At 69.4% G+C, this 26,088-nt stretch carries 26 protein-coding genes; 4 read left to right on the top strand and 22 right to left on the bottom strand.

The features are described from left to right. Positions 1 to 112 precede the first annotated feature (112 nt). The 8 genes from era to rpoE form a co-directional block, all read right to left on the bottom strand. Positions 113 to 1,021 (bottom strand): GTPase Era, encoded by a 909-nt coding sequence (gene era / locus EAT51_RS15780; RefSeq protein WP_130520111.1) that lies wholly within the window; start codon positions 1,019 to 1,021, stop codon positions 113 to 115. 104 nt (positions 1,022 to 1,125) lie between these two features. Next, complete coding sequence (gene rnc / locus EAT51_RS15775; protein WP_130520109.1) at positions 1,126 to 1,806, bottom strand: ribonuclease III; 681 nt, start codon at positions 1,804 to 1,806, stop codon at positions 1,126 to 1,128. Next, positions 1,793 to 2,176, bottom strand: a complete 384-nt coding sequence (locus tag EAT51_RS15770) for a DUF4845 domain-containing protein (protein ID WP_130520107.1) — start codon at positions 2,174 to 2,176, stop codon at positions 1,793 to 1,795. Before EAT51_RS15770 ends, rnc begins: the two co-directional genes overlap by 14 nt. Positions 2,177 to 2,205: 29 nt before the next feature. Beyond that, entirely contained in the window at positions 2,206 to 3,000 is a 795-nt protein-coding gene (lepB, locus tag EAT51_RS15765) for a signal peptidase I (RefSeq protein ID WP_130520105.1), read from the bottom strand. A 109-nt stretch (positions 3,001 to 3,109) separates the two neighbouring features. After that, positions 3,110 to 4,903 carry a translation elongation factor 4 gene (gene lepA / locus EAT51_RS15760; RefSeq protein WP_130520104.1) on the bottom strand — a complete coding sequence of 598 codons (1,794 nt, stop codon included), beginning with the start codon at positions 4,901 to 4,903 and terminating at the stop codon, positions 3,110 to 3,112. A 139-nt stretch (positions 4,904 to 5,042) separates the two neighbouring features. Further along, complete coding sequence (locus EAT51_RS15755; protein ID WP_130520102.1) at positions 5,043 to 6,581, bottom strand: Do family serine endopeptidase; 1,539 nt, start codon at positions 6,579 to 6,581, stop codon at positions 5,043 to 5,045. Between the two features lie 72 nt (positions 6,582 to 6,653). After that, positions 6,654 to 7,487 (bottom strand): RseA family anti-sigma factor, encoded by an 834-nt coding sequence (locus EAT51_RS15750; protein ID WP_130520100.1) that lies wholly within the window; start codon positions 7,485 to 7,487, stop codon positions 6,654 to 6,656. Continuing rightward, positions 7,484 to 8,101 (bottom strand): RNA polymerase sigma factor RpoE, encoded by a 618-nt coding sequence (gene rpoE / locus EAT51_RS15745; RefSeq protein WP_130520214.1) that lies wholly within the window; start codon positions 8,099 to 8,101, stop codon positions 7,484 to 7,486. The genes EAT51_RS15750 and rpoE overlap by 4 nt, the downstream gene beginning before the upstream one ends. A 233-nt stretch (positions 8,102 to 8,334) precedes the next feature. Between rpoE and EAT51_RS15740 the strand changes: the two genes are divergently transcribed. Then, positions 8,335 to 10,398 (top strand): 3-hydroxyacyl-CoA dehydrogenase NAD-binding domain-containing protein, encoded by a 2,064-nt coding sequence (locus tag EAT51_RS15740; RefSeq protein WP_130520098.1) that lies wholly within the window; start codon positions 8,335 to 8,337, stop codon positions 10,396 to 10,398. 368 nt (positions 10,399 to 10,766) lie between these two features. Beyond that, positions 10,767 to 10,940 carry a hypothetical protein gene (locus EAT51_RS20335; RefSeq protein WP_165394575.1) on the top strand — a complete coding sequence of 58 codons (174 nt, stop codon included), beginning with the start codon at positions 10,767 to 10,769 and terminating at the stop codon, positions 10,938 to 10,940. Positions 10,941 to 11,074: 134 nt separating this feature from the next. Here the strand turns inward: EAT51_RS20335 and EAT51_RS15735 are convergent, their stop codons facing one another. The 14 genes from EAT51_RS15735 to EAT51_RS15670 all read right to left on the bottom strand — a co-directional run bounded on the left by EAT51_RS15735 (position 11,075) and on the right by EAT51_RS15670 (position 24,124). Next, a complete protein-coding gene (locus EAT51_RS15735) occupies positions 11,075 to 11,422 on the bottom strand; it encodes a PilZ domain-containing protein (protein ID WP_130520096.1) in 348 nt (115 codons plus the stop codon). Next, a complete protein-coding gene (locus tag EAT51_RS15730; protein WP_130520094.1) occupies positions 11,419 to 12,378 on the bottom strand; it encodes a DNA polymerase III subunit delta' in 960 nt (319 codons plus the stop codon). The genes EAT51_RS15735 and EAT51_RS15730 overlap by 4 nt, the downstream gene beginning before the upstream one ends. Next, entirely contained in the window at positions 12,375 to 13,022 is a 648-nt protein-coding gene (gene tmk, locus EAT51_RS15725; protein WP_130520092.1) for a dTMP kinase, read from the bottom strand. Before tmk ends, EAT51_RS15730 begins: the two co-directional genes overlap by 4 nt. Then, positions 13,019 to 14,152 (bottom strand): endolytic transglycosylase MltG, encoded by a 1,134-nt coding sequence (gene mltG / locus EAT51_RS15720; RefSeq protein WP_425478178.1) that lies wholly within the window; start codon positions 14,150 to 14,152, stop codon positions 13,019 to 13,021. The genes tmk and mltG overlap by 4 nt, the downstream gene beginning before the upstream one ends. Positions 14,153 to 14,272: 120 nt before the next feature. After that, positions 14,273 to 15,631, bottom strand: a complete 1,359-nt coding sequence (locus EAT51_RS15715) for an aminodeoxychorismate synthase component I (protein WP_130520088.1) — start codon at positions 15,629 to 15,631, stop codon at positions 14,273 to 14,275. Positions 15,632 to 15,712: 81 nt separating this feature from the next. Next, complete coding sequence (fabF, locus tag EAT51_RS15710) at positions 15,713 to 16,951, bottom strand: beta-ketoacyl-ACP synthase II (protein ID WP_130520086.1); 1,239 nt, start codon at positions 16,949 to 16,951, stop codon at positions 15,713 to 15,715. 128 nt (positions 16,952 to 17,079) lie between these two features. Next, positions 17,080 to 17,319: an acyl carrier protein gene (gene acpP, locus EAT51_RS15705; protein ID WP_130520084.1), complete on the bottom strand. Its 240-nt coding sequence runs from the start codon at positions 17,317 to 17,319 to the stop codon at positions 17,080 to 17,082. Between the two features lie 116 nt (positions 17,320 to 17,435). After that, positions 17,436 to 18,185, bottom strand: coding sequence for a 3-oxoacyl-ACP reductase FabG (gene fabG, locus EAT51_RS15700; RefSeq protein ID WP_130520082.1), 750 nt, complete (start codon positions 18,183 to 18,185; stop codon positions 17,436 to 17,438). Then, positions 18,182 to 19,129 (bottom strand): ACP S-malonyltransferase, encoded by a 948-nt coding sequence (gene fabD / locus EAT51_RS15695; RefSeq protein ID WP_130520080.1) that lies wholly within the window; start codon positions 19,127 to 19,129, stop codon positions 18,182 to 18,184. The genes fabG and fabD overlap by 4 nt, the downstream gene beginning before the upstream one ends. 109 nt (positions 19,130 to 19,238) lie before the next feature. Continuing rightward, positions 19,239 to 20,030: a BUD32 family EKC/KEOPS complex subunit gene (locus EAT51_RS15690; RefSeq protein WP_130520078.1), complete on the bottom strand. Its 792-nt coding sequence runs from the start codon at positions 20,028 to 20,030 to the stop codon at positions 19,239 to 19,241. 239 nt (positions 20,031 to 20,269) lie between these two features. Then, positions 20,270 to 21,265: a beta-ketoacyl-ACP synthase III gene (locus tag EAT51_RS15685; RefSeq protein WP_130520076.1), complete on the bottom strand. Its 996-nt coding sequence runs from the start codon at positions 21,263 to 21,265 to the stop codon at positions 20,270 to 20,272. Between the two features lie 86 nt (positions 21,266 to 21,351). Then, positions 21,352 to 21,546 (bottom strand): 50S ribosomal protein L32, encoded by a 195-nt coding sequence (rpmF, locus tag EAT51_RS15680; protein ID WP_130520075.1) that lies wholly within the window; start codon positions 21,544 to 21,546, stop codon positions 21,352 to 21,354. Positions 21,547 to 21,591: 45 nt separating this feature from the next. Further along, positions 21,592 to 22,098 carry a YceD family protein gene (locus EAT51_RS15675; protein ID WP_130520073.1) on the bottom strand — a complete coding sequence of 169 codons (507 nt, stop codon included), beginning with the start codon at positions 22,096 to 22,098 and terminating at the stop codon, positions 21,592 to 21,594. Positions 22,099 to 22,258: 160 nt separating this feature from the next. Then, on the bottom strand, positions 22,259 to 24,124 hold the full coding sequence (locus EAT51_RS15670) for an ArnT family glycosyltransferase (protein ID WP_130520071.1): 1,866 nt from the start codon (positions 24,122 to 24,124) through the stop codon (positions 22,259 to 22,261). A gap of 41 nt (positions 24,125 to 24,165) precedes the next feature. On the opposite strand from EAT51_RS15670, the gene EAT51_RS15665 reads away from it, so the two are divergent. Beyond that, positions 24,166 to 25,119, top strand: coding sequence for an AAA family ATPase (locus EAT51_RS15665; protein WP_130520212.1), 954 nt, complete (start codon positions 24,166 to 24,168; stop codon positions 25,117 to 25,119). Positions 25,120 to 25,128: 9 nt separating this feature from the next. Next, positions 25,129 to 26,085, top strand: coding sequence for a DUF58 domain-containing protein (locus EAT51_RS15660; RefSeq protein ID WP_425478179.1), 957 nt, complete (start codon positions 25,129 to 25,131; stop codon positions 26,083 to 26,085). Positions 26,086 to 26,088: the final 3 nt, after the last annotated feature.

Genomic DNA, 26,088 nt, shown 5'->3' with positions numbered 1-26,088 from the left:
GCAGAGACGTTAGCGATGAGCAAAAGCCAGCGACACCCAAGGCGCCTGAGGTCGCGCAGTGTGTTGTGCGCCCAGGCTGCTCCTCGCTGCTCACTTCGCTTCGCCCACTTCCCTATTCGTACCCGAACGCCTTCAGCGCGGTCTCGTCGTCCGACCAGCCCTCGCGCACGCGGACCCAGGTTTCCAGGAAGACCTTGCGGTCGAACAGATGCTCCATCTGCTGGCGCGCCTTACTGCCGATGTCCTTCAGGCGCGCGCCACTCTTGCCGATGACGATGGCCTTCTGGCTCTCGCGTTCGACCCAGATCACCGCGCCGATGCGCAGCATGTTGCCGTCCACGGTGAAGTGTTCGATCTCGGTGGTGGTGGCGTACGGCAGCTCGGCGCCGAGCTGGCGCATCAGCTGCTCGCGTACCAGCTCGCCGGCCAGGAAGCGCTCGCTGCGGTCGGTGATCTCGTCCTCGCCGTACATCGGCGGCGCTTCGGGCAGCTGCGCCAGGATGTCGCGCACCAGCGCGTCCAGGCCGCTCTTCTTCAGGGCCGAGATCGGGTGCACGGCGGCGAAGCTGCGGCCCTCGCTCACCTGCGCCAGGAACGGCAGCAGCTCGGACTTGTCCTTGAGCCGGTCGACCTTGTTGATCACCAGCACCAGCGGGATCTTGGCGTCGCTGAGCACGTTGTAGGCCAGCGTATCGGTCTCGTCCCAGCGCCCGGCCTCGATCACCAGCAGGCCGGCATCGACGCCTTCGAGCGCGCCGCGCGCGGCGCGGTTCATGACCCGGCTCATGGCCGAGGCCGAATACTTGCCCTGCTGCTTGTGCAGGCCGGGCGTATCGACCAGCACGATCTGCCCTTCCGGAAAGGTCGCGATGCCCAGCAGGCGGTGACGCGTGGTCTGCGGACGGCTGGAGGTGATCGACACCTTGGCGCCGACCAGCGCATTGGTCAGGGTGGACTTGCCGACGTTGGGACGGCCGATGACCGCAACGCTGCCGCTACGGTGGGGCTTGGACTCGTTCATGGGGACAGCTTAGGACGTGTGGGCGGGGGCGGTGTGTACGGAAGTGACGAACGGGGCGGTCGGCCGTTGGAGCGCTGGGCCGAACCGCACGCCGGCCTCGCCGATTATTTGCGCGGCAGCTGGGCGATCACGGCGGCGGCGGCCGCCTGTTCGGCGGCGCGGCGCGAGCCGCCCTCGCCTTCGGCCGACAGCACGGGGTCGGTCAGCACGCAGCGCACCTGAAAATGGCGCGCGTGCTCCTCGCCGCTCTCGGAGACCAGCTCGTAGCTGGGCAGCGCCTTCTGCCGGCCCTGCAGCCATTCCTGCAGGCGGGTCTTGGGGTCCTTCTCCGGCTTGCCGACCGGCAGGGCGGCCAAGGCCGATTCGAACCAGGGCAGCACGCGCGCGCGGCAGGCCTCGAAGCCGGCGTCCAGGTAGATCGCGGCCACGACCGCCTCCAGCGCATCGGCCAGGATCGAATCGCGGCGATGCCCGCCGGACTTCAGCTCGCCCGGGCCCAGGGTCAGACGCGCGCCCAGATCGAGCTCACGCGCCAGGGTCGCCAGCGAGCCTTCGCGCACCAGCTCGGCGCGCGCACGGGTCAGTGCGCCCTCGTCGGCCTTGGGCCAGCGCTGGAACAGCGCTTCGGCGATCAGCAGGTTGACGATGCTGTCGCCGAGGAATTCCAGCCGTTCGTTGTGGACCGCGCCGGCGCTGCGATGGGTCAGCGCCTGGGCCAGCAGCTGCGGATCGGTGAAGACATGACCGATGCCCGCACCGCCGGCCGTCGGCTCAGCCTTCGCCACCACCGCTCCGCACGATGTCCTGCGAGGTCTCGAACTTGCCGACCACGTCCAGGTTGCCGATCATCGGCCGGCGCACTTCGTACTGCACGTGCAGGTTCCAGCCGTTGTTGATGCGCTTGAACTTCACGTTCTCCGGCTTGACGTTCTCGGAGTAGTTGATGTCCAGGCGACGGAAGAACAGGTCCTGCAGCCGCGCCGGATCCATGTCCGCCGAGCCGGACTGCTCGGACAGGCCCTTGGCCGCGGCCTTGACCGAATAGAACTCCTGATACATCGGGAACAGCTTCATGCCGATATAGGCGGCGAATCCGACCACCGCCAGCGTGATCACAAAACCGATCAGCGTCATGCCGCTCTGGTTGCGCTTCATGTCCTTCCCCTCACCCCTGTGGAACCGCGTCACTCGATCCGGGTCCCGATGCGGGAGGGATCGAACCCGTTCTTGCAGAACCAGCCCTCGCAGTTGAGCCAGATCACGAACGCCTTGCCGCGCAGGTTGGACTCGGGCAGGAAGTGCGTGTCAGGCCACAGGCGGCTGTCCTCGCTATTATCACGATTGTCGCCCATCACGAAATAGTGCCCCGGCGGCACCTTCCAGGTGCCCTCGCCGACGTAGTGGCCCAGGTCTTCGTAGATGGTGTGGGTCTTGCCCGGCAGGTCTTCCTGCAGCAGGGTCACCCGGTCGCTGCCCGGCGGCAGGCCGCGGCCGGTATAGGTGCCCAGCGGCTTGTACTGCACCGGCACGCCGTTGATCGCCAGCGTGTTGCCGGAGAAGGTGATGGTGTCGCCCGGCAGGCCGATGATGCGCTTGACCCAGTTGTTCTCCGGATCCATCGGCGGCTTGAACACCACCACGTCGCCGCGCTTGGGCTCGCCCAGCGGCAGGAACTTGGTGTTGGTGATCGGCAGACGCAGGCCGTAGGAGAACTTGTTGACCAGGATGAAGTCGCCGATCAGCAGGTTGGGCATCATCGAGGCCGACGGGATCTTGAACGGCTCGGCCACGAAGCTGCGCAGGATCAGCACGATCGCCAGCACCGGGAAGAACGCCTTGGAGTAATCCACCAGCACCGGCTCTTCGTCCAGCAGGCCGGCCTTGGCGGCGCGGCGCTTGGCCAGAAACAGCTTGTCCAGCAGCCAGATGAAGCCGGTCAGCAGGGTGAGCACGACCAGGATTGTTTCGAACCAGACCATCGCTTGTCCTTATCGCGCGATGCGGCGGGCATCGCGCGTACTTGCACAAAACTAGGGCGGGCCATGCGACCCGCCCCGCCTGCAGCCGGCGCCAGGGCCGGCCTGCCTCTTACTTGCTGTCCACCTGCAGCACGGCCAGGAAGGCCTCCTGCGGAATCTCCACGCGGCCGACCTGCTTCATGCGCTTCTTGCCTTCCTTCTGCTTTTCCAGAAGCTTCTTCTTGCGCGTGATGTCGCCACCATAGCACTTGGCCAGCACGTTCTTGCGCATGGCCTTGACCGTGGAACGGGCGATGATCTGCGCGCCGACGGCGGCCTGGATGGCCACGTCGAACATCTGCCGCGGGATCAGTTCCTTCATCTTCTCGCACAGCTCGCGGCCGCGGCGATCGGCCTGGCTGCGGTGCACGATCAGGCTCAGCGCGTCGACCTTGTCGCCGTTGATCAGCGTGTCCAGGCGCACGAACGGGCCGGCCTGGAAGCGCAGGAACGAATAGTCCAGCGAGGCATAGCCGCGCGAGACCGACTTGAGCTTGTCGAAGAAGTCCAGCACCACCTCGGCCATCGGCAGCTCGTAGCTGATCTGCACCTGGCTCGCCAGGTACTGGATGCCGATCTGCACGCCGCGCTTTTCCTCGCACAGCTTGATGATGTTGCCGATATAGGCTTCCGGCGTGAGGATGTTGGCGCGGATGATCGGCTCGCGCACCTCCTCGATCAGGTTGGACTGCGGCAGCTTGGCCGGGTTGTCCAGCGAGACTATGCTGCCGTCGGTCTTGAGCACCTCGTAGACCACCGTCGGCGCGGTGCTGATCAGGTCCAGGTCGTACTCGCGCTCCAGGCGCTCCTGCACGATTTCCATGTGCAGCATGCCCAGGAAGCCGCAGCGGAAGCCGAAGCCCATCGCCTCGGAGCTTTCCGGTTCGAAGCGCAACGCCGCATCGTTCAGGCGCAGCTTCTCCAGCGCCTCGCGCAGGGCCGGATAGTCCTCGGCATTAGTCGGGAACAGGCCGGCGAACACGCGCGGCTGCATCTCCTGGAAGCCCGGCAGCGGCCCCGGGGCGGGGTCCGAGGCCAGGGTCAGCGTGTCGCCGACCGGCGCGCCGTGCACGTCCTTGATCGAGGCGGTGATCCAGCCCACCTCGCCGGCGCCCAGCTTGGGCAGCTCCTTGCGCTTGGGCGTGAACACGCCGACCTTGTCCACCTCGTGTGTGCGGCCGGTGGACATCACCAGGATCTTGGACTTCGGGCCGATCTCGCCCTGCATCACGCGCACCAGCGAGACCACGCCCAGGTAGTTGTCGAACCACGAGTCGATGATCAGCGCCTGCAGCTTGTCGGTGTCGCGCGGCTGCGGGGGCGGGATGCGGTGGACGATGGCCTCCAGCACCTGCTCGACGTTCAGGCCGGTCTTGGCGCTGACCGCGACCGCGTCGGTGGCGTCGATGCCGATCACCGCCTCGATCTCGGCCTTGGCCTTCTCGATATCGGCTGTAGGCAGATCGATCTTGTTGAGCACCGGCACCACTTCCAGGCCCTGCTCGACGGCGGTGTAGCAGTTGGCCACCGACTGGGCTTCCACGCCCTGGGCGGCATCGACCACCAGCAGCGCGCCCTCGCACGCGGCCAGGGAGCGGCTGACCTCGTAGGAGAAGTCCACGTGGCCGGGGGTGTCGATGAAGTTCAGCTGGTAGGTCTGGCCGTCCAGCGCCTTGTACGGCAGCGAGACGGACTGGGCCTTGATGGTGATGCCGCGCTCGCGCTCGATCGGGTTCGAGTCGAGCACCTGGGCCTCCATCTCACGGGCCTGCAGACCACCGCACAGCTGGATGATGCGGTCGGCCAGGGTGGATTTGCCGTGGTCGACGTGGGCGATGATCGAGAAATTGCGGATGTTCCGCATCGAAGCGGGCGTTTCAGGCGGCATGGGGGCGGCGGGCGGGGGCCGTCGAAGGGCAAACGGAGATTATCGCATGGCCGCCGTCGCCCCGCCGTCCGGCCCCGGCACCGGGATCGCCCGGTGCGCCAGGACCGGGGCGCGCTCAGCGCGCGCCGCCGACGGTGACTGCGACGAACTGGCGCACGCCGCTGCGGCCGCTCTCGACCAGCAGCATCAGCACCTCGCCCTTCTTCAGGCCGGCGGTGGCCTTGTTGAAGTCCTCCAGGCTGCCGATGTCGCGGCGGTTGGCCTGGACGATGGCCAGCCCCGGCTCCAGGCCGGTGTCCTGGCTGACCGCCGGGCTGACGCCCGCGATCACGACCTTGCCGCGCCCGTCGGCCTGCACCGAGAAGCCCAGCTCCTTGGCCGTCAGCGCCGGGGACGCGCGGCTGCCGCCCTCCTCGTCCTGGCCGCCGGGACCGCCGCGGGCGCCCATGGCCAGCTTCGGGTCCAGCTCGGTCAGGGTGACGTCGACCTTGCGCGGCGAGCCGTCGCGGATGACCGTCAGGGTGACCTTGGTGCCAGGCGGCAGCGGCGCCACGCGCGAGGGCAGATCGGAGTAGTCGGTGATCTTGGCGCCATTGAACTCGGTGATCACGTCCATCGGCTTGAGGCCGGCCTTGGCCGCGCCGCTGCCCGGGGTCACCTGGGTCACCAGCACGCCGTTGGTATCGGGCAGCTTGAGCGTCTTGGCCATCGCCTCGCTGATGCGCTGGTTCATGCTCACGCCCAGCATGGCGCGGCTGACCTTGCCGGTCTTCTTCAGCTGGTCGGCGGCGCTGACGGCCAGGTCGATCGGGATCGCGAAGCTGATGCCCATGTAGCCGCCGGACTGGGAGAAGATCTGCGAATTGATGCCGACCACCTCGCCGGAAGTGTTGAGCAGCGGGCCGCCGGAGTTGCCCGGGTTGATCGCCACGTCGGTCTGGATGAAGCGCACGTAGTTGCTGCCGCCCATCCCGGCCTGGGTGCGGCCGGTGGCGCTGACCACGCCGGCGGTCACCGAATGATCCAGGCCGAACGGCGAGCCCATGGCCACCACCCACTGGCCGGGCTTGAGGTTGTTGGACTCGCCCATGCGCAGCGACGGCAGGCCGGTGGTGTCGATCTTCAGCAGCGCCACGTCGTAGCCCTGGTCGGCGCCGACGACCTTGGCTTTGAACTCGCGGCCATCCGAAAGCTTGACCTTGACGTTCTTGGAGCCGTCGACCACGTGGTTGTTGGTCAGGATGTAGCCGTCGGGCGAGATGATGAAGCCCGAGCCCATCGACTCGCCGCGCGGACGGCCGCCGCCGCCGCGACCGGGCCCCGGAATCTGCATGCCAGGGCCGAAGATCTGGCGGAAGATTTCCGGGATCTGCGACTGGTCCATGCCCTGTTCGTCGTCATCGTCCTGGGTGATCTGATCATCGGCGCTGCTGCTGTCGTCGCCGATGGTGGCATCGACATTGACCACGCCCGGGGCGACCTGCTCGACCAGCTTGGTGAAGTCCGGCAGGCCGGTGACGATCTGCGGTGCGCTGCTCTGGGCGATGGTGGGCGCCACTGCGGCGGCGCCGCTGCCGCCCTGCTGCGCGCAGGCGGACAGCGGGACGGTGAGGGAAACCAGGCCGATCAGGCCCATGCGGAGACGTGGATTCATCGACTGCTCGCCTTTTGCGTCGGAAGAAGAAGTGGGAATGAGGCGGCAGCCCAGCGCGGGCCGCCGCCGGACTTACGGCTGCGCCGGGGTTGGCTGCGCCGAGGGCGCCGGCTCTGCCACCGGCAGGCGCGGCTGAAACGGGTAGTACGAGCTCTGCTCGCCGGGCGCGTAACCGGTGGCGTAGGCACCGTTGCCGCGCAGCTGGGACAGGCTGGAGCGCGGCCACGGCCGGGCCGCCGGCTGGCCCAGGCGGGTGCCGGCGAACGGATCCTGCGAGCTGGCCGCAATGGGCGGTGCCGGCGCGTTCACCGCGGCCAGGGCCTGCTGGGTGATCGCCGCGGTCGCCCGGGCGGCCTGCTGGTTGCGCGTGGCGCTGCCCCGGCGGCTGTCCTCGGCCCGGCGCGGCAGGCTGGCCACGGCCATGCCCGAGGCGAGCAGCGCCGATCCGGCCGCGGTCGAAGCATCGGCGTGAGCCGGCGCTACGGGCGAAGGCGCCGGCCCTGGCGCGCTCGCGCTGGCCAGCGCCGGTGTCTCAGGCGAGGCCGAAGGCCGGCCGCTCTGCTGCCCGGCCATGAAGACCGCCACCAACGCCACGGCGGCGGCGACCGCACCGCCGCCCCAGCGCAGCACGCGCCCGCCGCGGGCCGGCGCCTGGTTCGCGGCCGGCTGCACCGGCTGGGCCGCGATGGCGGCGGCCACCCGCTCGGCGAAGCCGTGCGGCGCCGGCGCCTGGGCCTGGCCGCGCAGCACGTCGCCGCACAGCTGCCAGCGCTCCCAGGTCGCGGCCAGGGTCTCGTCGTCGGCCATGCGCTTCATCAGGAAACGCGCCTGGTCGGGGGCCAGCGCGCCGTCCATCAGCGCGGACATCTGCTGGCGGTAATGCTGCTGGAACTTGTCGTCGATCATCGTTTCTGCTCCCGGGTGGCGCTGCCGGTGTCCAGCAGCGGCCGCAGCTCGGCATCGATGGCGTCGCGGGCACGGAAGATGCGCGAGCGCACCGTGCCGATCGGACAGCCCATCTTCGTGGCGATCTCCTCATAGCTCAGGCCCTCGACCTCGCGCAGGGTGATGGCCGTGCGCAACTCCTCGGGCAATGCATCGACCGCGCGCATCACCGACTGCTCCAGCTGCTGGCGCATCAGTTCGCGCTCGGGCGTGTCGGTGTCGCGCAGCCGCGCGCCGGCGTCGTACTGCTCGGCGTCGGCGGCGTCCACATCGTCGGTGGGCGGGCGTCGGTTGTGGGCGACCAGATGGTTCTTGGCGGTATTCACGGCAATCCTGTGCAGCCACGTATAGAACTGCGCGTCACCACGGAAATTCCCCAGCGCGCGATAGGCCCGCATGAAGGTTTCCTGCGCCACGTCCTGGCACTCGCTCCAGTCGTGCACGTAGCGACCGATCAGCGCCAGGATCCGATGCTGGTACTTGCGCACCAGCAGATCGAAGGCGGCGCTGTCTCCGCGCTGGACGCGCTTGACCAGCTCGAGATCCAGCTCGATGGGTGGATCAGCGTCGCGCATGCCGGGCCGCACGGAAGTGGGCGTCGTCATGAGCCGGATCCTGAGACCGCGGCGACGCAAAAAAGTTCACCGGCGGCATGGCAGTCCTGCTGCAAGGGGTTCGGAGCGGAAAAGTAACGCATCGCGCGTGGCAGGCCTGTCGGCGGTGGAGCCTCGAACGTGGGGATTTGACGCGACCCAGACAAGCTCCCGATCATAACGGTCTTCCCATACTGCAACGGATGGTCCCGCTCATGGCAGCCAGCTTCGATGGGCTTCGATTCAGTCACTGGCGCACGGAGAGCCGTCCGGAAGGTGTGGTCGTCCTGTGGCTGGATCGTCAGGATGCCTCGGTCAACGCCTTCTCGCAGGACGTGCTGATCGAGCTGGGCGACATCATCGAACGCCTGGCTATCGACCCCCCCAAGGGCGTGGTGGTGGCCTCGGCCAAGGCCAGCGGCTTCATCGCAGGCGCCGATCTGAAGGAGTTCCAGGAGTTCGACCGCCGCGGCACGGTCAACGACGCGATCCGGCGTGGCCAGATGGTGTTCCAGAAGCTGTCCGAACTGCCCTGCCCGACCGTGGCGGCCATCCATGGCTTCTGCATGGGCGGCGGCACCGAGATCTCGCTGGCCTGCCGCTATCGCGTGGCGTCCAACGATGCGTCCACGCGCATCGGCCTGCCCGAGACCAAGCTCGGCATCTTCCCCGGCTGGGGCGGCAGTGCGCGCCTGCCGCGCCTGATCGGCGCGCCGGCGGCGATGGACCTGATGCTCACCGGCCGCACCGTCTCGGCCAGCGCCGCGCGCGGCCTGGGCCTGGTCGACAAGGTCGTGGACAAGGCGGTGCTGATCGATACCGCCGTGTCGCTGGCGCTCAAGGGCACGGTGCGCCCGTTCAAGCAGCGCGCCACCGCTTGGGCCACCAACACTTGGCCGGCGCGCAAGCTGCTGGCGCCGCAGATGGCCAAGCAGGTCGCGCGCAAGGCGCGCAAGGACCAGTACCCGGCGCCATACGCGCTGATCAACGTGTGGGAGCGCAGCGGCGGCCAGGGCATCGGCGCGCGCCTGGATGCCGAGCGCCGCGCGGTGGTCAAGCTGGCCGGCACGCCGACCGCGCGCAACCTGATCCGCATCTTCTTCCTCACCGAACGCCTCAAGGGGCTGGGGGGCAAGGAGCATGGGATCAAGCACGTGCATGTGGTCGGCGCCGGCGTGATGGGCGGCGATATCGCCGCCTGGTCGGCCTACAAGGGCTTTGAGGTCACCCTGCAGGATCGCGAGCAGCGCTTCATCGACCCGGCCATGACCCGCGCCCAGGCGCTGTTCGAGAAGAAGGTCAAGGACCCGGCCAAGCGTCCGGCCGTGGCCGCGCGCCTGAAGGCCGACCTGGCCGGCGCGGGTGTGGCCAGCGCGGACCTGGTGATCGAGGCCATCATCGAGAACCCGGAAGCCAAGCGCGCGCTGTACGAAACCCTGGAACCCAATCTCAAGCCCGACGCGCTGCTGACCACCAACACCTCCTCGATCCCGCTGGTCGAACTGCGCGAGCACATCGACAAGCCGGCGCAGTTCGGTGGCCTGCACTACTTCAATCCGGTGGCGATGATGCCGCTGGTGGAGATCGTCCAGCACGACACCATCGCGCCGGAGACCGTGCAGCGCCTGGCCGCGTTCTGCAAGGCGCTGGACAAGTTCCCGGTGCCGGTGGCCGGCACGCCGGGCTTCCTGGTCAACCGCGTGCTGTTCCCGTACATGCTCGAGGCGGCCAACGCCTATGCCGAAGGCATCCCCGGCCCGGTGATCGACAAGGCGGCGGTGAAGTTCGGCATGCCGATGGGCCCGATCGAACTGATCGACACCGTCGGCCTGGACGTGGCCGCCGGCGTGGGCAAGGAGCTTTCGCCCTTCCTCGGCCTGCAGGTGCCGGCGGCGCTGGCCACGGTCGAGCCGGACAAGCGCGGCAAGAAGGACGGCCAAGGCCTGTACAAGTGGGAGAACGGGCGCGCGGTCAAACCCGAAGTGCCCAAGGACTACCAAGCCCCGGCCGATCTGGAGGATCGCCTGATCCTGCCGCTGCTCAACGAGGCGGTGGCCTGCCTGCACGACGGCGTGGTGGCCGATGCCGACCTGCTGGATGCCGGCGTGATCTTCGGCACCGGCTTCGCGCCTTTCCGCGGCGGTCCGATCCAGCACATCCGTGCCGCCGGCGCCGATGCTCTGCTGGAACGCCTGCGCGCCCTGCAGGCCCGCCACGGCGATCGCTTCGCCCCGCGCCCGGGCTGGGACAACCCCGTGCTGCGCGAGCCGGTGGCGTAAGCCGCTGCGGCGGTGGGTGTCCTAGCGCGGCACTGTGCCGGATAGAACGACCTAAAAACTCATCATTCCCGCGAACGCGGGAGGGGCTCTTGGCAGACGCGTGTCTGACCATCCAGCGCTTCTGACGCTCGCTGCGAAAGCCACTGGGTTCCCGCCTTCGCGGGAACGACGGTAGTGGTGTTCTTGATGGCGTCGAGTGCAAAGCGGATCGGTCAGCAAAGCACGCAGCAAGGCTGGGCTCGGCGCCTTCTTAAGCGCCTTCGAATGCATCTCCAAGCTTTGAGCATCAAGCCAAGCCCTGCCGCCCGGCGGCGCGTTGCGGCATCATGGCGCCTCAGCCCTGACGAAAGACCGCGAGCCGATCGCCCATGTTCAATCTGTCCCCACCGACCTCCGGCATGTTCTTCCTCTCGCTGCTGCTCGGGGGCCTGGGCGTGGCGGCCAAGCTGCACTACATCCCGGCGCTGGTGCCGTACGCGTTCTGGCTGGTCTGCGCCGGGCTGGTCGTGCTGCTGATCGGCAACCTGTTCAAGGGGCTGTAGAACAACACAGCGTAGAGCGGAGCTTGCTCCGCTGGGGCTTCCAGACGATCTGGCTGAAGTGCAGCGGAGCGAGCTCCGCTCTACAAGTAGGCCGCGATGCGATGTGAGGCAGGTGCTCCCACCTCGGCGCGCGCTCACATCGTGTGCGTCGGCTTGTCGGCGTTGAGGGTGCCGGCCAGCAGGGTCTCGATGCGGTTGCGGACCGCGTCGCCCTCACCGCCTTCGCTGAACTGCACGCCGATGCCTGCCGTGCGGGCGCCCTGGGCGCCGACCGGCGTCACCCAGATCACCTTGCCGGCCACCGGCAGGCGCTCGCTGGACTCGGGCAAGGTCAGCAGCACGAACACCTCGTCGCCGAGGAAGTAACGCTTGGGCGTGGGCACGAAGATGCCGCCGTTGCGCACGAAGGGAATGTAGGCGCTGTACAGCTGGGCCTTGTCCTTCACCGTCAGCGACAGGATGCCGCCCTTTGTTGCATTCATCCTCGTCCTCCATTCGACGCATCACGCGTGCCGCGCCAGGCAAGCAACAGGTCCACGATCGCCAGGTCGGCGCGCACCGTGGTGCGCAGCAGGTCGCGCGTGCGGTTGGCCGCGTCGAACCACGCGGCCAGCTTGTTCAATCGCGCCGGATCGGTCAAGGCCGCATCGGCCGACTGGGTCAGCGCCAGCTCGGCGGCGAAGCGCAGGCGCAGCGCGGCGTGCTCGTCGCCGGCCCAGCGCTGGGCGGTCTCGACCGCCGACACCTGGCCGCGTTCGAGCTTGGCCAGATCGCTGGCGACCTCGCGGCGCAGCGCCATGCCGCCCTCGGCCAGCCACGACAGCGCCAGGCCGGGATGCCCGCGCGCGGCGTCCAGCGCCTCGGCCGCCGCGCCGTGCGGATAATCCTGCGCCGCCAGCCAGGCCAGCGCCTCCTCGCGCGCCGGCAGGCGGATCTCCAGCCGCTGGCAGCGACTGCGGATGGTGGCCGGCAGGCGCATGGGCTCGGCACTGAGCAACCAAAGATAGCGGCCGGGCTGGGGCTCTTCCAGCGTCTTGAGCAGGGCGTTCCAGGCCGCGGTGTTGACCGCGTCGGCCGGATCGATGATCGCCACCTGCGCGCGGCCGTACTGCGGGGTCAGCGAGAGCTTCTGCGAGAGCTCGCGGATCTGGTCGATCACGATCTCGGTGCGCAGCTTGGTGCCATCGCGCGTGGGGATGAAGGACACCCGCTGCAGGTCCGGATGGGTGCCGGCATCGATCAGCTGGGTGTCGCGGTTGTCGCCATCGGGCGCGCCCGCGCTGAGCACGTAGCGCGCCAGGCGATCGGCGACCGCACGCTTGCCCACGCCCGCCGGACCGGCCAGCACCAGCGCGTGGCCCAAACGCCCGGCCTGCAGCGCGGCCAGCGCCTGATCGTAGGCGCGCTGCTGCCAGGGCGTGAACGCGGCCGCGCTCATGCCTGCGTGTCCAACCACGTCTGCACGGCCTGGCGCACGGCCGCGGCCACGTCCTGCGGCGACTGCGCCGCGTCGATCACGCGGAAACGCTGCGGGAAGGCCTGCGCGCGCCGGCGGTAGCCTTCGCGCACCCGTTCGAAGAAGTCGTCCTGCTCGCGCTCGATGCGGTCCGGCCACAGGTCGCGGCCGGCGGTGCGCGCGCGGCCCACGCGCACGTCCAGGTCCAGCAGCAGGGTCAGCGCCGGCGCCACATGCACCACGCGCTGCTCCAGGTCTTCCACCAGCGCGCGATCCAGGCCGCGCCCATGCACCTGGTAGGCGTAGCTGGAATCGGTGAAGCGATCGCTCACCACCCAGGCGCCACGCGCCAGCGCCGGGGCGATCACGCGCTGCACGTGCTGCGCGCGCGCGGCGAACATCAGCAGCAGTTCGGCCTCCGGCGCCAGGGCTTCGTCGCCCGGCTGCAGCACGATGTCGCGCATGCGCTCGGCCAGCGGCGTGCCGCCCGGTTCGCGGGTCAGCAGCACCTCGTGCCCGGCCGCCTGCAGGGTCTCGCGGATCGCGCCCAGCGCGCTGGTCTTGCCGGCACCCTCGCCGCCTTCCAGGCTGAGGAAGTGCCGGTGTTCGAGCGGACGCGCGCTCACGGCTGCCTGGCCTTGGCGTCCTGCGCCGGGGCGGCCTGGGCGTCACCGGGCGCCGTGGCGGCGTCCTCCGGCAGCGGCGGGCGGCGCAAGCGGTCCAGATACTGGCGCACGGCCGCGTTGTGCTGGTCCAGCGTGGCCGAGAACACATGCCGCCCGCTGCCGTCGCCCAGCGCGACGAAGTACAGCGCGTCGCCCTGGGCCGGATGCAGCGCGGCCTCCAGCGCGGCGCGGCCGGGCATGGCGATCGGCGTGGGCGTCAGCCCGGTGCGCGTATAGGTGTTGTACGGCGTATCGGTGGTCAGGTCGCTGCGGCGGATGTTGCCGTCATAGCGGCTGCCGATGCCGTAGATCACGGTCGGGTCGGTCTGCAACTTCATGCCCAACTGCAGGCGACGCACGAACACCCCGGCGATCTGCGCGCGCTCCTCGGCGATGCCGGTCTCCTTCTCGACGATCGAGGCCAGGGTCAGCGCCTGCTCGGGCGAGCCCAGCGGCAGCTCGGGCGCACGGGTGGCCCACAGCGCGGCCAGCGTCTTGTCCATGGCCTCGTGGGCGCGCTTGAGCACCTCCAGGTCCGAATCGCCGCGCGCATAGAGATAGGTCTCGGGCAGGAACCGACCTTCCGGATGCTGTCCGGGGTGGCCGAGCTGCGCCATCAGCGCCGCGTCGTCCAGCTGCATGGTCTGGTGACGCAGCGGCGTGGCGGCGTTGAGCGCGGCGCGCAGCTGGCGGATGTTCCAGCCTTCGACGATGGTGAAGCGGTACTGGATCGTGCGGCCGGCGCGCATGGCCTGCAGCAGCGAACGCGGCGTGGTCACGCCGGGTTCGAGCGCGTACTCGCCGACCTTGAGCTTGCCGGCCGCGTCGAGCTGACGCGCCAGCAGCTGCCACTCGATGTCGGCACCGGTGGTGATGCCCTGCGCGCGCAGGTGCGCCAGCACGCCGCGGAAGCTGTCGCCCTGGCGCACCTGCGCCACCTGGTCGGGCTTCAGCCCCGGCAGCGGCTGCGACTGGAAGGCCTGGTAGTGCTGCCAGCCCCACACGCCGACGGCGGCCACGGCCAGCGCCAGCAGCACGAGGAGGAACACGAGGGCGCGGCAACCGCGCTTGCAACCTGACGCCACGGCGATTCGGGGGAATGACGGAAGTGGGCGGCAGGATACCAGCCGGAGAAGTGAGCGCAGCGGAGCGGGGAGCGAGGTGAGCCAGGGCCGGAATTCGGCTTCCGCTCGCTCCTCACCGCTCCTCGCTCACGCCTGCCCCAGCGCCAGCAGCATCCCGCGCGCCTTGGCCCGGGTCTCGTCCAGCTCGGCCTGCGGGTCCGAATCGACCACGATGCCGGCGCCGGTGCGGAAGCGCAGCGTGGTGCCGTGCGCGTCCTGGTCCAGCTGCGCGCTGCGGATCAGGATGTTGAGGTCCATTTCGCCATCGCGCCCCAGCCAGCCGAATGCGCCGGTGTAGGCCCCGCGCGGGGTCTGCTCCAGCTCGGCGATGATCTGCATGCAGCGCACCTTGGGGCACCCGCTGATGGTGCCGCCGGGAAAGGTCGCGGCGATCACCTGCCCCGGCGTGACCCCGGCGCGCAGCCGGCCGCGCACGTTGCTGACGATGTGATGCACGTGGGCATAGCTTTCCACCGTCATCAGCTCGTCGACCTCGACCGTGCCCGGCCTGCACACCCGGCCCAGGTCGTTGCGCTCCAGGTCGATCAGCATCACGTGCTCGGCGCGTTCCTTGGGGTGGCCGACCAGCTCGCGGATGCGCGCGGCATCGTCGTCGCCGGCGAAGCGCGGGCGGGTGCCGGCGATCGGGCGCGTTTCCACCACGCCCTCGCGCACCGACACCAGCCGCTCGGGCGAGGCACTGACCACGGCGTGTCCGTCGTACTGGAACAGCCCGGCGAACGGCGCCGGATTGCTGGCCCGCAGCCGCGTGTACAGCGCGGCCGGCTCCAGCCGCGGCGCGAAGCGCGCCTGCCAGCCGCGCGAGAGATTCACCTGGAACACGTCGCCGGCGACCAGGTAGTCCAGGATGCGGCGCACGCCCTCGGTGAAGCGCTCGGGCGCGTCCTCGTGCAGCACCTCGGGCGCGTGCCAGACCGGCGCCGGCAGCGTCGCCGCCCGCGCCAGATCCGCGGCGATCAGCTCCAGCAGCGCCTCACACCCAGGCTCGGCCACGGCCACGCAGCGGCCGCTCGCGCGATCGCGCAGCACCGCGGCGGGGCACCGCAGCGCCAAGGCCACCGGACCGGCGCCCTCGCCCTGCGGCAGGGCCAGCACCGGCTCGACCTGCGCGGCCAGCTCGTAATCCAGCATTAGCGCCCAGCCGCCGTGGAACGGCCAGGGCGAGGCCGCATGCGCCGTGCGCAGCGGCTGCCACGCGGCATCGAGCAGCGCGAGGAACTCGCCATCCAGCGGCGCGCCGTCCAGCGTGCGGGTCACGCCATCGCCGCCCAGGCGCAGGCCTTCGCCCGTGCTCGCCAGCAGCAGGTCCCAGCGCCCATGCACCGTGCCGGACGCGACCGACTCCATCAGCAGCGGATAGCGCGCCGGCGCGCTGCGCTGCAGAGCCAGCAGGTCAGTATCGCCGGGCAGGTCGTGGATCAGCATGGAAGCATCGTCATCCCGCAATGCACATCGGGAGCGGCCTCAAGGCCGCTCCCGATGCGGGTGTTGCATGGCGCGGCACGCTCAGAGGCGCTTGAACACCAGCGTGCCGTTGGTCCCGCCGAAGCCGAAGCCGTTGGACATGGCCACGTCGATCTGCTTCTCGCGCGCCACGTTGGGCACGTAGTCCAGATCGCAGCCCTCGCCCGGGTTGTCCAAATTGATGGTCGGCGGGATCACGCCCTCGTGCAGCGCCATCACCGAGAAGATGGCCTCCACACCGCCGGCGGCGCCGAGCAGGTGACCGGTCATCGACTTGGTCGAGCTGACCATCATCTTGTAGGCGTGATGGCCCATGGCGCGCTTCATCGCCAGGGTCTCGGCCAGGTCGCCCAGCGGCGTGGAGGTACCGTGCGCGTTGAGGTAGGCCACGTCTTCCGGGTTCACCCCGGCGTCCTTCATCGCCATGGTCATGCAGCGTGCCGGGCCGTCGCCGTTCTCGCTGGGCGCGGTCATGTGCCAGGCGTCCTGGCTGGCGCCGAAGCCGGCCAGCTCGCAGTAGATGCGCGCGCCGCGGGCCTTGGCGTGTTCGTACTCCTCGATCACCAGGATGCCGGCGCCGTCGCCCATGACGAAGCCGTCGCGCTCGGCGTCCCACGGCCGCGAAGCGCGGGTCGGATCGTCGTTGCGGGTGGACATGGCCTTCATCGAGCAGAAGCCGGCCATCGAGGTCGGCGAGGAGCCGCGCTCGGCGCCGCCGCAGACCATCACGTCGGCATCGCCGTACTGGATGGTGCGCATGGCCATGCCGATGGAGTGGTTGGCCGTCGCGCACGCCGACACGGCCGAGAAGCCGGGCCCTTTGAGGCCCTTCATGATGCTCAGGTGGCCCGGCAGCATGTTGATGATCGTGCTGGGGATGTAGAACGGCGAGACCTTGCGCGCGCCGCCCTCCAGGTATTTCTCGGTCTGCTGCTCGATGCCCAGGATGCCGCCGATGCCCGAACCGACCATGGCGCCGATGCGTTCGGCGTTGGCCTCGGTGACTTCCAGTCCCGAGTCCTCGAGCGCCATCAGCGAGGCCGCCATGCCGTAATGGATGAAGGCATCCATCTTCTTGGCTTCCTTGGGATGGATGAACTGGCTGATGTCCAGATCCCGCACCTCGCCGCAGATGCGGGTGGCGAAGGTCGAGGCATCGAACGAGGTCAGCGGGCCGATGCCCGAGCGACCATTCTTGATGCCGTCCCAGCTGGTGACCAGGTCGTTGCCCAGCGGCGAGACCATGCCCATGCCGGTAACGACGACGCGACGTCGGCTCATAACGTTCTACTCCGCAATGCTGCAGGCCGGTCCAGAACCGGCGTTGACAGGGATGTCGGCGCACCTGCGACCAGATGCGCGCGGGGCCGCAAGCGCGGCCCCGGCGTGATGCATGGCGTCAGCGCCGATCAGGCCTTGACGTGGGCCTTGACGTAGTCGATGGCCTGCTGGACGGAGGTGATCTTCTCGGCCTCTTCGTCCGGAATTTCGCACTCGAACTCTTCTTCCAGCGCCATGACCAGCTCGACGGTGTCCAGCGAGTCGGCGCCCAGATCGTCCACGAACGATGCGTTGGTGGTGACTTCTTCTTCTTTGACGCCAAGCTGTTCGACAACAATCTTCTTGACGCGTTCTTCAATGCTGCTCATGGATTCGCTCCAGACGGAGGTGGGTAGTAAACACGGGATAGTGTAGTGGAAACAGGACGTTACGCGCGCGTGTGCGTATCGCCCCGCGAATCAGCCACTTAGGGCGGATTTTTGCCTTACGGCATGTACATGCCGCCGTTGACGTGCAGGGTCTCGCCGGTGATGTACTTGGCGCCCGGCCCGGCCAGGAAGGCCACGGCGTTGGCGATGTCGGCCGGCTCGCCCAGCTGGCCCAGCGCGATCTGGCCCAGCAGGGCCGCGCGCGCGTCCTCGGGCAGCGCCTTGGTCATGTCGGTATCGATGAACCCGGGCGCCACCACGTTGACGGTGACCCCGCGCGAACCGATCTCCTTGGCCAGCGACTTGGAGAAGGCGATGATGCCGGCCTTGGCCGCGGCGTAGTTGGTCTGGCCCGGGTTGCCGGTCACGCCGACCACCGAGGCGATGTTGATGATGCGGCCGCGGCGCGCCTTCATCATGCCGCGCATCACCGCCTTGGAGGTGCGGAATACGCTGGACAGGTTGGTGTCCAGGATCGCGTTCCAGTCCTCGTCCTTCATCCGCATCAGCAGGTTGTCGCGGGTGATGCCGGCGTTGTTGACCAGGATCGAGACCGGGCCGAACTCCTTGGCGGTGGCATCGATCAGCGCCTCGACCGCCTCGGCGTCGGTGACGTCCAGGGTACGGCCATGGCCGCCCAGGGTCTCCATGCGCTGGGCGATGGCCTGCGCGCCGGCGTCTGTGGTCGCCGTGCCGATGACGGTGGCGCCCTGCGCGGCCAGCGTGTCGGCGATGGCCGCGCCGATGCCGCGGCTGGCGCCGGTCACCAGGGCGATCTCGCCGGCCAGGGGGAGTGCTGCGTTCATGCGGTCTTCCAGGTCTCGAGCGCCGAGGCGAAGTCGGCCGGGGTGGACAGCGCGCGGCCGTCGAGGGACTTGTCGATGCGCTTGACCAGGCCGGTCAGCACCTTGCCCGGCCCGCATTCGGCGATGCGCGTGGCGCCGCCGGCGGCCAGCGCCTGCACACAATCGGTCCAGCGCACCGGCAGATACAGCTGGCGCACCAGCGCCTCGGCGATCGACTCGATCGAATCGTGCACCTGGGCATCGACGTTCTGCACCACCGGCAGCGCCGGCAGATGCCAGGACAGGCCCTTGATGGTCTCGGCCAGGCGGTTGGCGGCCTCGCGCATCAGCGGGGTGTGCGAGGGCACGCTGACAGCCAGCTTGACCGTCTTGCGGATGCCGCGCGCGTTGAGTTCGGCGATGGCCGCATCGACCGCCTCGGCGTCGCCGCCGATCACGATCTGGCCAGGCGAGTTGTAGTTGGCCGGCACCACGACCTTGCTGCCGGAGACCTGCGTGCAGACCTCGGCCACCAGCGCGTCCTCGGCGCCGAGCACGGCGGCCATCGCGCCGACGCCGGCCGGCGCGGCCTCCTGCATCAGCTGACCGCGGATGCGCACCAGGTGCGCGCCATCCCGCAGCGACAGTGCGCCGGCGGCGACCAGCGCGGTGTACTCGCCCAGGCTGTGGCCGGCCAGCCGGGCCGGCGTCGGGCCGCCTTCCTTGCGCCACAGGCGCCACACCGCGATGCCCGCGGCCAGCAGGGCCGGCTGGGTGTATTCGGTGCGATTGAGGAGTTCTTCCGGGCCGCCCTGCGAGAGCGCCCACAGGTCCGTGCCGGCGCCGTCGGAGGCCTCGTTGAAGGTGTCGCGCACCTGCGGGTGCAGCTCGGCCAGTTCGGCCAGCATGCCGATCGACTGCGATCCCTGGCCGGGAAACACGAAGGCAAGTGAGGTGTCAGTCACGCGCAAAAACGCCCTGCTGGGAAAAACGAGCGGCGATGATAAGCGTGAAAGGCGCGCGCCGTCTGTACTGGGGCGTATGCCAGCGGTCGGCCTCGCGATGGCGCGCGGCTCATCCCAGCAGCAGACGCAGCACGTCGAGGTCGCCGTCGCTGAACCAGTCGATGGCCAGCGTGCCGATGATCAGCATGCTGAAGGTGCTGGCCGCATGCAGCACCAGCAGCGCATGCGCCAGCCGGCGCGACTTGCGCCCCAGGCGATTGCACACCGCCGCCAGCCGCTGCAGGCGGCCGGTGACCCGATGGGTCTGCTGCTGCACGTCGCTGGCGTCGCGCGCCATCGCCTCGTGCATCAGCGCCTGCAGCGCCTCGGGCCGGTGCTCGTAGTAGCGCGCCACGCCATAGCCGAACATCAGCCAGTCGCGCGCCTGCGCCTGGGCCAGGTTCATCACCTCCAGCGGATCTTCCTCGAAGTCGATGAAGCCGATGCGCTGGCCGTCGTAGGTCATGTTGCGCGGCAAGGGCTGACCGAGATAGGCGCCCTGCGCATGCGCCTTGGCCATGGCCTCCAGGGCCAGGCGCACCAGTTGATCGCACTGCGCATCGTCGCGCGCATTGCGCAGCCAGCTGGCCAGCGACTTGCCGTTGTCGCTGAGCACCAGCGAGGCGCGGCCGCGGCCGATCACTTCGGGCACGTGCACGCGTTGCGCGGCCAGCTCGCTCAGGCGGCGGGCCTCGGTATCCAGCGCGCCGGCGCCGACGTGGTGCGGCGGCGGGCGCAGGGGATCGATGCCGAGCTTGTCGGCGATGAACTTCAGCGCGCCCAGCGACAGCAGGCGGCTGCCTCCGTCGCGGTAGTGCTTGAGCCAGGCTTGCCGGCCGTCGATGAGGATGGGTTCGACCATGGGGGTTTCTCGCGCCTCGGGCTTGGACCCGATATGTCGGAAACATGTTAAACCCGAAGCGTTAACGCAATTACAACTTGGGGTCGGACGCAAGCCACGTTGCGTTCAGCACAGACGGGCCGAAGGCATGCCTGACAACACGCACCATGCGTCAAGGCCGGCTTGCGCCGGCCCTGGATCGCTGAAGAAATCGGGTGGCTGGCGGACGGGCGACCTGGCGCCGGCCCAGCAAGCACGGCTCAGAAGCGCAGCAGCACCGAGCCCCAGGTGAAGCCGCCGCCGAAGGCTTCCAGCAGCACCAACTGGTCGCGCTGGATGCGGCCATCGCGCACGGCCTCGTCCAGCGCGATCGGCACCGAGGCCGAGGACGTGTTGCCGGTGCGGTCGACGGTGACCACCACCTGCTCCATCGACATGTCCAAACGCTTGGCGGTGGCTTCGATGATGCGCAGGTTGGCCTGGTGCGGCACCAGCCAGTCCAGGTCGGTCTTGTCGAGCTGATTGGCCGACAGGGCCTCGTCCACGACCGCGTCCAGCGCCTTGACGGCGTACTTGAACACGTCGTTGCCCTTCATCAGGATGCGCGAGCCGTTATTGGGCTCTTCCGGCTTAAAACCGGAGGACACGCCGACCGGATTCCACAGCAGCTCCTTCTTGCTGCCGTCGGCATGCAGGTGGGTGCTGAGGATGCCGGTGGTCGCATCGGCCTTGAGCACCACCGCGCCGGCACCGTCGCCGAACAGCACGCAGGTGGTGCGATCGCTCCAGTCGGTGATGCGGGTCAGGGTCTCGGCGCCGACCACCAGCACCGTGCGGGCATCGCCGGTGCGGATGAACTTGTCGGCCACCGACAGGGCGAAGACGAAGCCCGAGCAGGCCGCGTTGACGTCCAGCGCCATGCAGCCTTCGGCGCCCAGCTTGGCCTGGATCAGGCAGGCGGTGGAGGGAAACACCAGATCCGGCGTGGTGGTGCCCACCACGATCATGTCCAGCTCGGACGGCGCCACGCCGGCGGCTTCCAGCGCGCGCAGGGCGGCCAGGTGCCCCAGCGAGGCGCTGGTCTCGCCTTCGCCGGCGATGCGTCGCTCACGGATGCCGGTGCGGGTGCGGATCCACTCGTCGCTGGTGTCCACGATCTTGGACAGATCGTCGTTGGTCACCACCTTGTCCGGCAGGCAGCTGCCTGTGCCTGCGATACGCGAGTAGATACGACCGTTCGTCACCGGCTGGCTCATCGTGATTCCCGTTGCGCGACCCGCAAGACGGGCCTGAATGATGCGGCGATCGGGCGCGCGTGCTTAAACGACGCGCGCCGTCAGGCTCATTCTTCGTCGACGACAGCCGACTTGGTCGCGATGACCTTCTTGCCGCGGTAGTAGCCGTCAGCCGTCACGTGGTGACGGATGTGGGTCTCGCCCGTGGTCGGGTCGGTGGCCAGCTGCTTGGCGGTGAGGGCGTCATGGGCGCGGCGCTGACCGCGACGGGACGGGGTGACGCGGGATTTCTGAACTGCCATGGTCTTGCTCCAAACGTGTCTGCGATTCAACCGCCTGCGGGGCGGTCAGTTCTTCTTGAGCGAGGCCAGGCCCGCGAACGGGTTGGCCTTCGCCAGTTCTTCCTGCTGCGGGGCAGCGTCAAGCTCCACCGCGGGCAATTCCGGATCCATCGGCACGGCGGGAACCGCCAGCACCAGCTCGTCCTCCACCAGGTCCAGCGTGCGCAGGATGCCGTCCTCGGGCACCAGCAGCGCTTCCATCTCCGGCGGCAACGCCGCTTCCTCGGCCTCGTCCCGGATCAGGCCGAGCCGCTGCACCATCGACACCGGGAACAGGAACCGCTGCAGGCTGCGCTGGCATTCCAGCGGCAACGCGGCATCGATCGTCAGTTCCACATAGGGCACCTGCAGCGCATCGCGATCGAACTGCATCGTGAAGCCCACCTCGCCCTGTGCATCGGTCAGCAGCCCGTCCAGCCGGCGGAAGGCCGCCAGCGGCACCCTGCCTTCGAGACTGCGCCGCCCGGCCACCATGCGCCAGATATCCAGGGTTTCGGGCACGTGCGCGGACATAAGCCGCAAAATGTTAAAGAGCCGGCCTGGTCATGTCAAATGCGCCGGACCGGCGCCCGGCCTGGACCGCCGATCGCCGCCGCCCTGCCCCGCTCCATCACCCCCCGGCCTTGGCAGATGGCCGCCGAGCGGCCTGACCGTTCGGCCGGCGCCGCCGGCCTCAAGGCTTCCGCACGCGGATCGGCTGCTCGGACCAGTCCTCCACGCTGCCGTCGCGCCCGTGCAGGCGCAGTCCCAGCCAGTGCTGGCCCGGCGCAAGACCGCTGGCATCCAGCCGCACGCGGAACCCCACGTCCGGATGCTGCGGGTCGTTGGAGATCTTCCAGTAGGTGGCCACGCCCGGCGCGGGCAGTCCGTAGCGGGCGCGGGCCACGACCCGGCCATCGATCAGCACCTCGACCGCATCCAGCCCGACCCCGTCCTTGAACGCCCACCCCGCCACGTCGAACACGCCCGACACGTCCGCGCCGCCCACCGGCGTATCGATCCAGGCCATCGCCGGGGTCACGCACGGCTGCGCGCAGGCGGCCTCCAGCGCCGCCGCATCGCGGCGCGGCAGGCGGAACAGCAGGAAGCGCTGACGGCCGTGGTCGACATTGATCACCCGCGGCGGCGGCAACGGCCCGACCTGCGAGCACAGGAAGTGGTACTGCACCAGCAGATCCTTGTAGGACACCTCGCTGGCGCCGACCACCAGCAGCTGTGCGGTCGGGCTGGCGCCGTCGCTGTGCAGGCCCCACAGGCGCAGCTGTGGTGCGCGGCCGTGCTTGATGTTGAGCGGATGGTCGAGCACCGGGATCGCATCGTCGCCCAGCGCGAAGCCCAGCTCGGCGCCGACCTTGAAGTTGTCGGCGAGCATGCCGGTCGGCTCCGGCGCGCGCGCCAGTTCCTCGCGCACCGCGTCGGCCAGCACGTTCCAGCCGGCGAAGTTGTAGGGATAGAACTTCTGCCCGGCCAGGTCGGCGCGCCAGCGCGGTACCGAGGCGATCAGGTAATAGCCCAGCACGCTGGCCAGGCCCAGCCCGCACAGCGTCCAGGTCGCGCGCCGCAGCCACGGCGACCAGGTGCGCAGCAGCACCGGCACGGCCAGCAGCAGGGGGAGATAGCCGGGCAGCGGCCAGTGGAAGCTGACGCGTTCGACATCGGCGAAGAAGCCCAGCACGAAGAAGCCGATCGTCGACACCGCGCCCAGCAGCCCGAAGTAGCGCCGCTGCGGCGGCAGCGCGTCGCCCTTGCGCAGCGCGCGGGTCAGCACCGCGATCAGGGCGAAGAACAGCAGCGGCGTCACCAGCGCCGCCTGCACCAGCAGGAACCACAGCCCGGTCCACTGGAAGGTCCACGGGTGGCGCTCGACCAGCTGGAAGCGCAAGCCCGCGTCGGCGTTCTCGATGTTCCAGGCGATCAGCGGCGCCCAGGCCGCCACGCCCAGCGCCAGCGCCACCCACACGCGCACATCGCGCAGCACGCGCCGGCCTTCGGGAATCAGCAGCAGCGCGATCAGCCCGGTGCCGATCACGCCGACGAAGCGATAGTGGCTGAGCGCGCCGATGGCCAGGCCGAGCGCGAGCTCGGCTGCGCCGGCCGCATCGATCTGGCGCAGCAGGCGCGCGCCGGCATCCAGGCACAGGACCGTGGCGAAGGCCATCGGCACATCGGGAATGGCCAGGATGCCCAGGCTGCCCGACAGCGGCATCAGCAGCAGCAGGCTGCCCGCGCGCCAGCCGGCCACCGCGCTGAACCAGCGCGTGCCGATGCCGACCAGCAGCCACGGCAGCAGCGCCGACAGCAGCAGGAACGGCAGGCGGATGGCTAATACATGCTGTCCACCGATCAGCGTGCCCAGACGCGTCATCCACGCGGTCAGTCCAGGCAGGTCCGAATACGCCGCGGCCAGGTGGCGTCCTTCCTGCCAGTAGAACGCCTCGTCGACGAACAGCGGCAGGCGCGCGGCGATCATGACCTTGATGACAGTCAGGACGATCCACAGCGCCAGGAACGTGCGCTGTGCGCGCGCTTCTTCATTCATATAGCCGCTACACTCGAAAAAAAGGACAACGTGGAGCCATGATGCAGCTCAGGTCTTCAGCACGCCCCATGCTACCCGAGGCCTTGTCGACGGCTCTGCAGCAGGCCCAGGCGCAGGTCAATGGACTGGTGCTGGGCAAGCCGCGCCAGGTGCGCCTGGCCTTCGTCGCGCTGCTGGCCGATGGCCATCTGCTGATCGAAGACCTGCCCGGCCTGGGCAAGACCACGCTGGCGCATGCGCTGGCGGCCACGCTGGGATTGAACTTCCAGCGCGTGCAGTTCACCTCCGACCTGTTGCCCGGCGATGTCCTGGGCGTGTCGATCTACGATGCGCAGGCGCGCCGCTTCCAGTTCCATCCCGGCCCAGTCTTCACCCACGTGCTGCTGGCCGACGAGATCAATCGCGCGCCGCCGCGCACGCAGAGCGCGCTGCTCGAGGCGATGGCCGAACACCAGGTCACGCTGGACGGCACCACGCACCGTCTGGAAGAGCCGTTCTTCGTCATCGCCACGCAGAACCCGGTCGATCTTTCGGGCACCTATCCGCTGCCGGATTCGCAGCTGGACCGCTTCCTGCTGCGCATGGCGCTGGGCTATCCCGAGCCCAAGGACGAACGCGCGCTGCTGGCCGGTAGCGACCGGCGCGAACTGATCGCCCAGGCGCGTCCACTGCTGGGTGTGGAGCAGGTGCTCGAACTGCGCGCCGCCGTCGCCCAGGTGCATGCCAGCGATGCGCTGCTGGACTACGTGCAGGCGCTGGTGAACCGCAGCCGCCGCCAGCCCGGCGTGCGCGTGGGCCTCTCGCCCCGCGCCGGCCTGGCGCTGCTGCGCGGCGCGCGTGCGCATGCGCTGCTGCTGGGCCGCGACCATGTGATTCCCGAGGACGTGCAGGCCTTGTTCGCCGCCGTGGCCGCGCATCGCCTGGTGCCCGACGCCGAAGGCGTCTCGGCCACCGAGCTGGCCCAGGCCATCGCCCAAGCCGTCGCGGTGGACTGAGGCGTGGCGTTGCTCGCGCGCCTGCGCAGCAAGGCGGCGCTGATGGCCAGGCCGCAGGCGCCCGAATCGCTGCCGGTCAGCCTCGACCGACGCCGCGTCTATGTATTGCCGACCGGCTTCGGCCTGTTCGCCGGCGGCCTGGTCGGCGTCATGCTGCTGGGCGCGCTGAACTACAACAACAACCCGGCCCTGCTGCTGGCGCTGCTGCTGGCCGCGACGCTGATGGCCAGCCTGATGGCCGCGCACCTGCAGCTTTCGGGTCTGCGCGCCGACGCGATCGGGGCCGAGCCGGTGCATGCCGGCCAGCCGCTGCAGCTGCAGCTGGCCGTGTCCGCGCGCGATGCGCGCCCGCGCATCGGCCTGCGCCTGCGCGCCGGCCAGGACGAGGCGCTGGTGCCGGCGCTGCACGAGGGCCAGCAGGTCATCGCCACGCTCGACTATCCGACCGCCACGCGCGGCTGGCTCACGCTGCCGCGGCTGCGCCTGTCCACTACCCAGCCGCTGGGCGTGGCGCGCGCGTGGTCGTGGGTGTGGCCCGAGACGGCGCTGCTGGTCTATCCGGCCGTGGAAGTCGACGGCCCGCCCCTGCCCGAGCCCGGCGGCGCGTCGCGCCAGACGCGCGTGGACGCGGCCGGCGAAGAGCTGCACCACCTGCGCGCCTATCGTCCCGGCGATGCGCAGCACACCATCGCCTGGAAACCCTCGGCGCGCCGCGACACCTTGCTGGTGCGCGAGTACGAACGCCCGGTCGGCCGCGAGGTCGTGCTGGACTGGTCCGCGCTGGCCGCCCTGCCGCAGGAGGCGCGCATCGCGCGGCTGACGCACTGGATCGAGCTGGCCGAACGCCAGGCGCGGCGCACGCGCCTGCTGTTGCCGGGCCAGCCGCCGATCGGGCCGGCCAGCGGGCCGACCCATCGCCACCAGTGTCTGCGCGCGCTAGCGCTGCTACCCAGGAGCAGGACGTGATCG

The sequence above is a fragment of the Pseudoxanthomonas winnipegensis genome (assembly GCF_004283755.1).
GTDB lineage: Bacteria > Pseudomonadota > Gammaproteobacteria > Xanthomonadales > Xanthomonadaceae > Pseudoxanthomonas_A > Pseudoxanthomonas_A winnipegensis.
Note: the sequence above shows the minus strand (reverse complement) of the source record. Positions and strands in the feature narration are given on the sequence as shown.

Excerpts from the sequence above, each read along its gene's own strand:
- era (WP_130520111.1), bottom strand. The coding sequence starts at position 1,021 with ATGAACGAGTCCAAGCCCCACCGTAGCGGCAGCGTTGCGGTCATCGGC.
- EAT51_RS15770 (WP_130520107.1), bottom strand. The coding sequence starts at position 2,176 with ATGAAGCGCAACCAGAGCGGCATGACGCTGATCGGTTTTGTGATCACG.
- lepB (WP_130520105.1), bottom strand. The coding sequence starts at position 3,000 with ATGGTCTGGTTCGAAACAATCCTGGTCGTGCTCACCCTGCTGACCGGC.
- lepA (WP_130520104.1), bottom strand. The coding sequence starts at position 4,903 with ATGCGGAACATCCGCAATTTCTCGATCATCGCCCACGTCGACCACGGC.
- EAT51_RS15755 (WP_130520102.1), bottom strand. The coding sequence starts at position 6,581 with ATGAATCCACGTCTCCGCATGGGCCTGATCGGCCTGGTTTCCCTCACC.
- EAT51_RS15750 (WP_130520100.1), bottom strand. The coding sequence starts at position 7,487 with ATGATCGACGACAAGTTCCAGCAGCATTACCGCCAGCAGATGTCCGCG.
- rpoE (WP_130520214.1), bottom strand. The coding sequence starts at position 8,101 with ATGCGCGACGCTGATCCACCCATCGAGCTGGATCTCGAGCTGGTCAAG.
- EAT51_RS15740 (WP_130520098.1), top strand. The coding sequence starts at position 8,335 with ATGGCAGCCAGCTTCGATGGGCTTCGATTCAGTCACTGGCGCACGGAG.
- EAT51_RS20335 (WP_165394575.1), top strand. The coding sequence starts at position 10,767 with ATGTTCAATCTGTCCCCACCGACCTCCGGCATGTTCTTCCTCTCGCTG.
- EAT51_RS15735 (WP_130520096.1), bottom strand. The coding sequence starts at position 11,422 with ATGAATGCAACAAAGGGCGGCATCCTGTCGCTGACGGTGAAGGACAAG.
- EAT51_RS15730 (WP_130520094.1), bottom strand. The coding sequence starts at position 12,378 with ATGAGCGCGGCCGCGTTCACGCCCTGGCAGCAGCGCGCCTACGATCAG.
- EAT51_RS15715 (WP_130520088.1), bottom strand. The coding sequence starts at position 15,631 with ATGCTGATCCACGACCTGCCCGGCGATACTGACCTGCTGGCTCTGCAG.
- fabF (WP_130520086.1), bottom strand. The coding sequence starts at position 16,951 with ATGAGCCGACGTCGCGTCGTCGTTACCGGCATGGGCATGGTCTCGCCG.
- acpP (WP_130520084.1), bottom strand. The coding sequence starts at position 17,319 with ATGAGCAGCATTGAAGAACGCGTCAAGAAGATTGTTGTCGAACAGCTT.
- fabG (WP_130520082.1), bottom strand. The coding sequence starts at position 18,185 with ATGAACGCAGCACTCCCCCTGGCCGGCGAGATCGCCCTGGTGACCGGC.
- EAT51_RS15690 (WP_130520078.1), bottom strand. The coding sequence starts at position 20,030 with ATGGTCGAACCCATCCTCATCGACGGCCGGCAAGCCTGGCTCAAGCAC.
- EAT51_RS15685 (WP_130520076.1), bottom strand. The coding sequence starts at position 21,265 with ATGAGCCAGCCGGTGACGAACGGTCGTATCTACTCGCGTATCGCAGGC.
- rpmF (WP_130520075.1), bottom strand. The coding sequence starts at position 21,546 with ATGGCAGTTCAGAAATCCCGCGTCACCCCGTCCCGTCGCGGTCAGCGC.
- EAT51_RS15675 (WP_130520073.1), bottom strand. The coding sequence starts at position 22,098 with ATGTCCGCGCACGTGCCCGAAACCCTGGATATCTGGCGCATGGTGGCC.
- EAT51_RS15670 (WP_130520071.1), bottom strand. The coding sequence starts at position 24,124 with ATGAATGAAGAAGCGCGCGCACAGCGCACGTTCCTGGCGCTGTGGATC.
- EAT51_RS15665 (WP_130520212.1), top strand. The coding sequence starts at position 24,166 with ATGCAGCTCAGGTCTTCAGCACGCCCCATGCTACCCGAGGCCTTGTCG.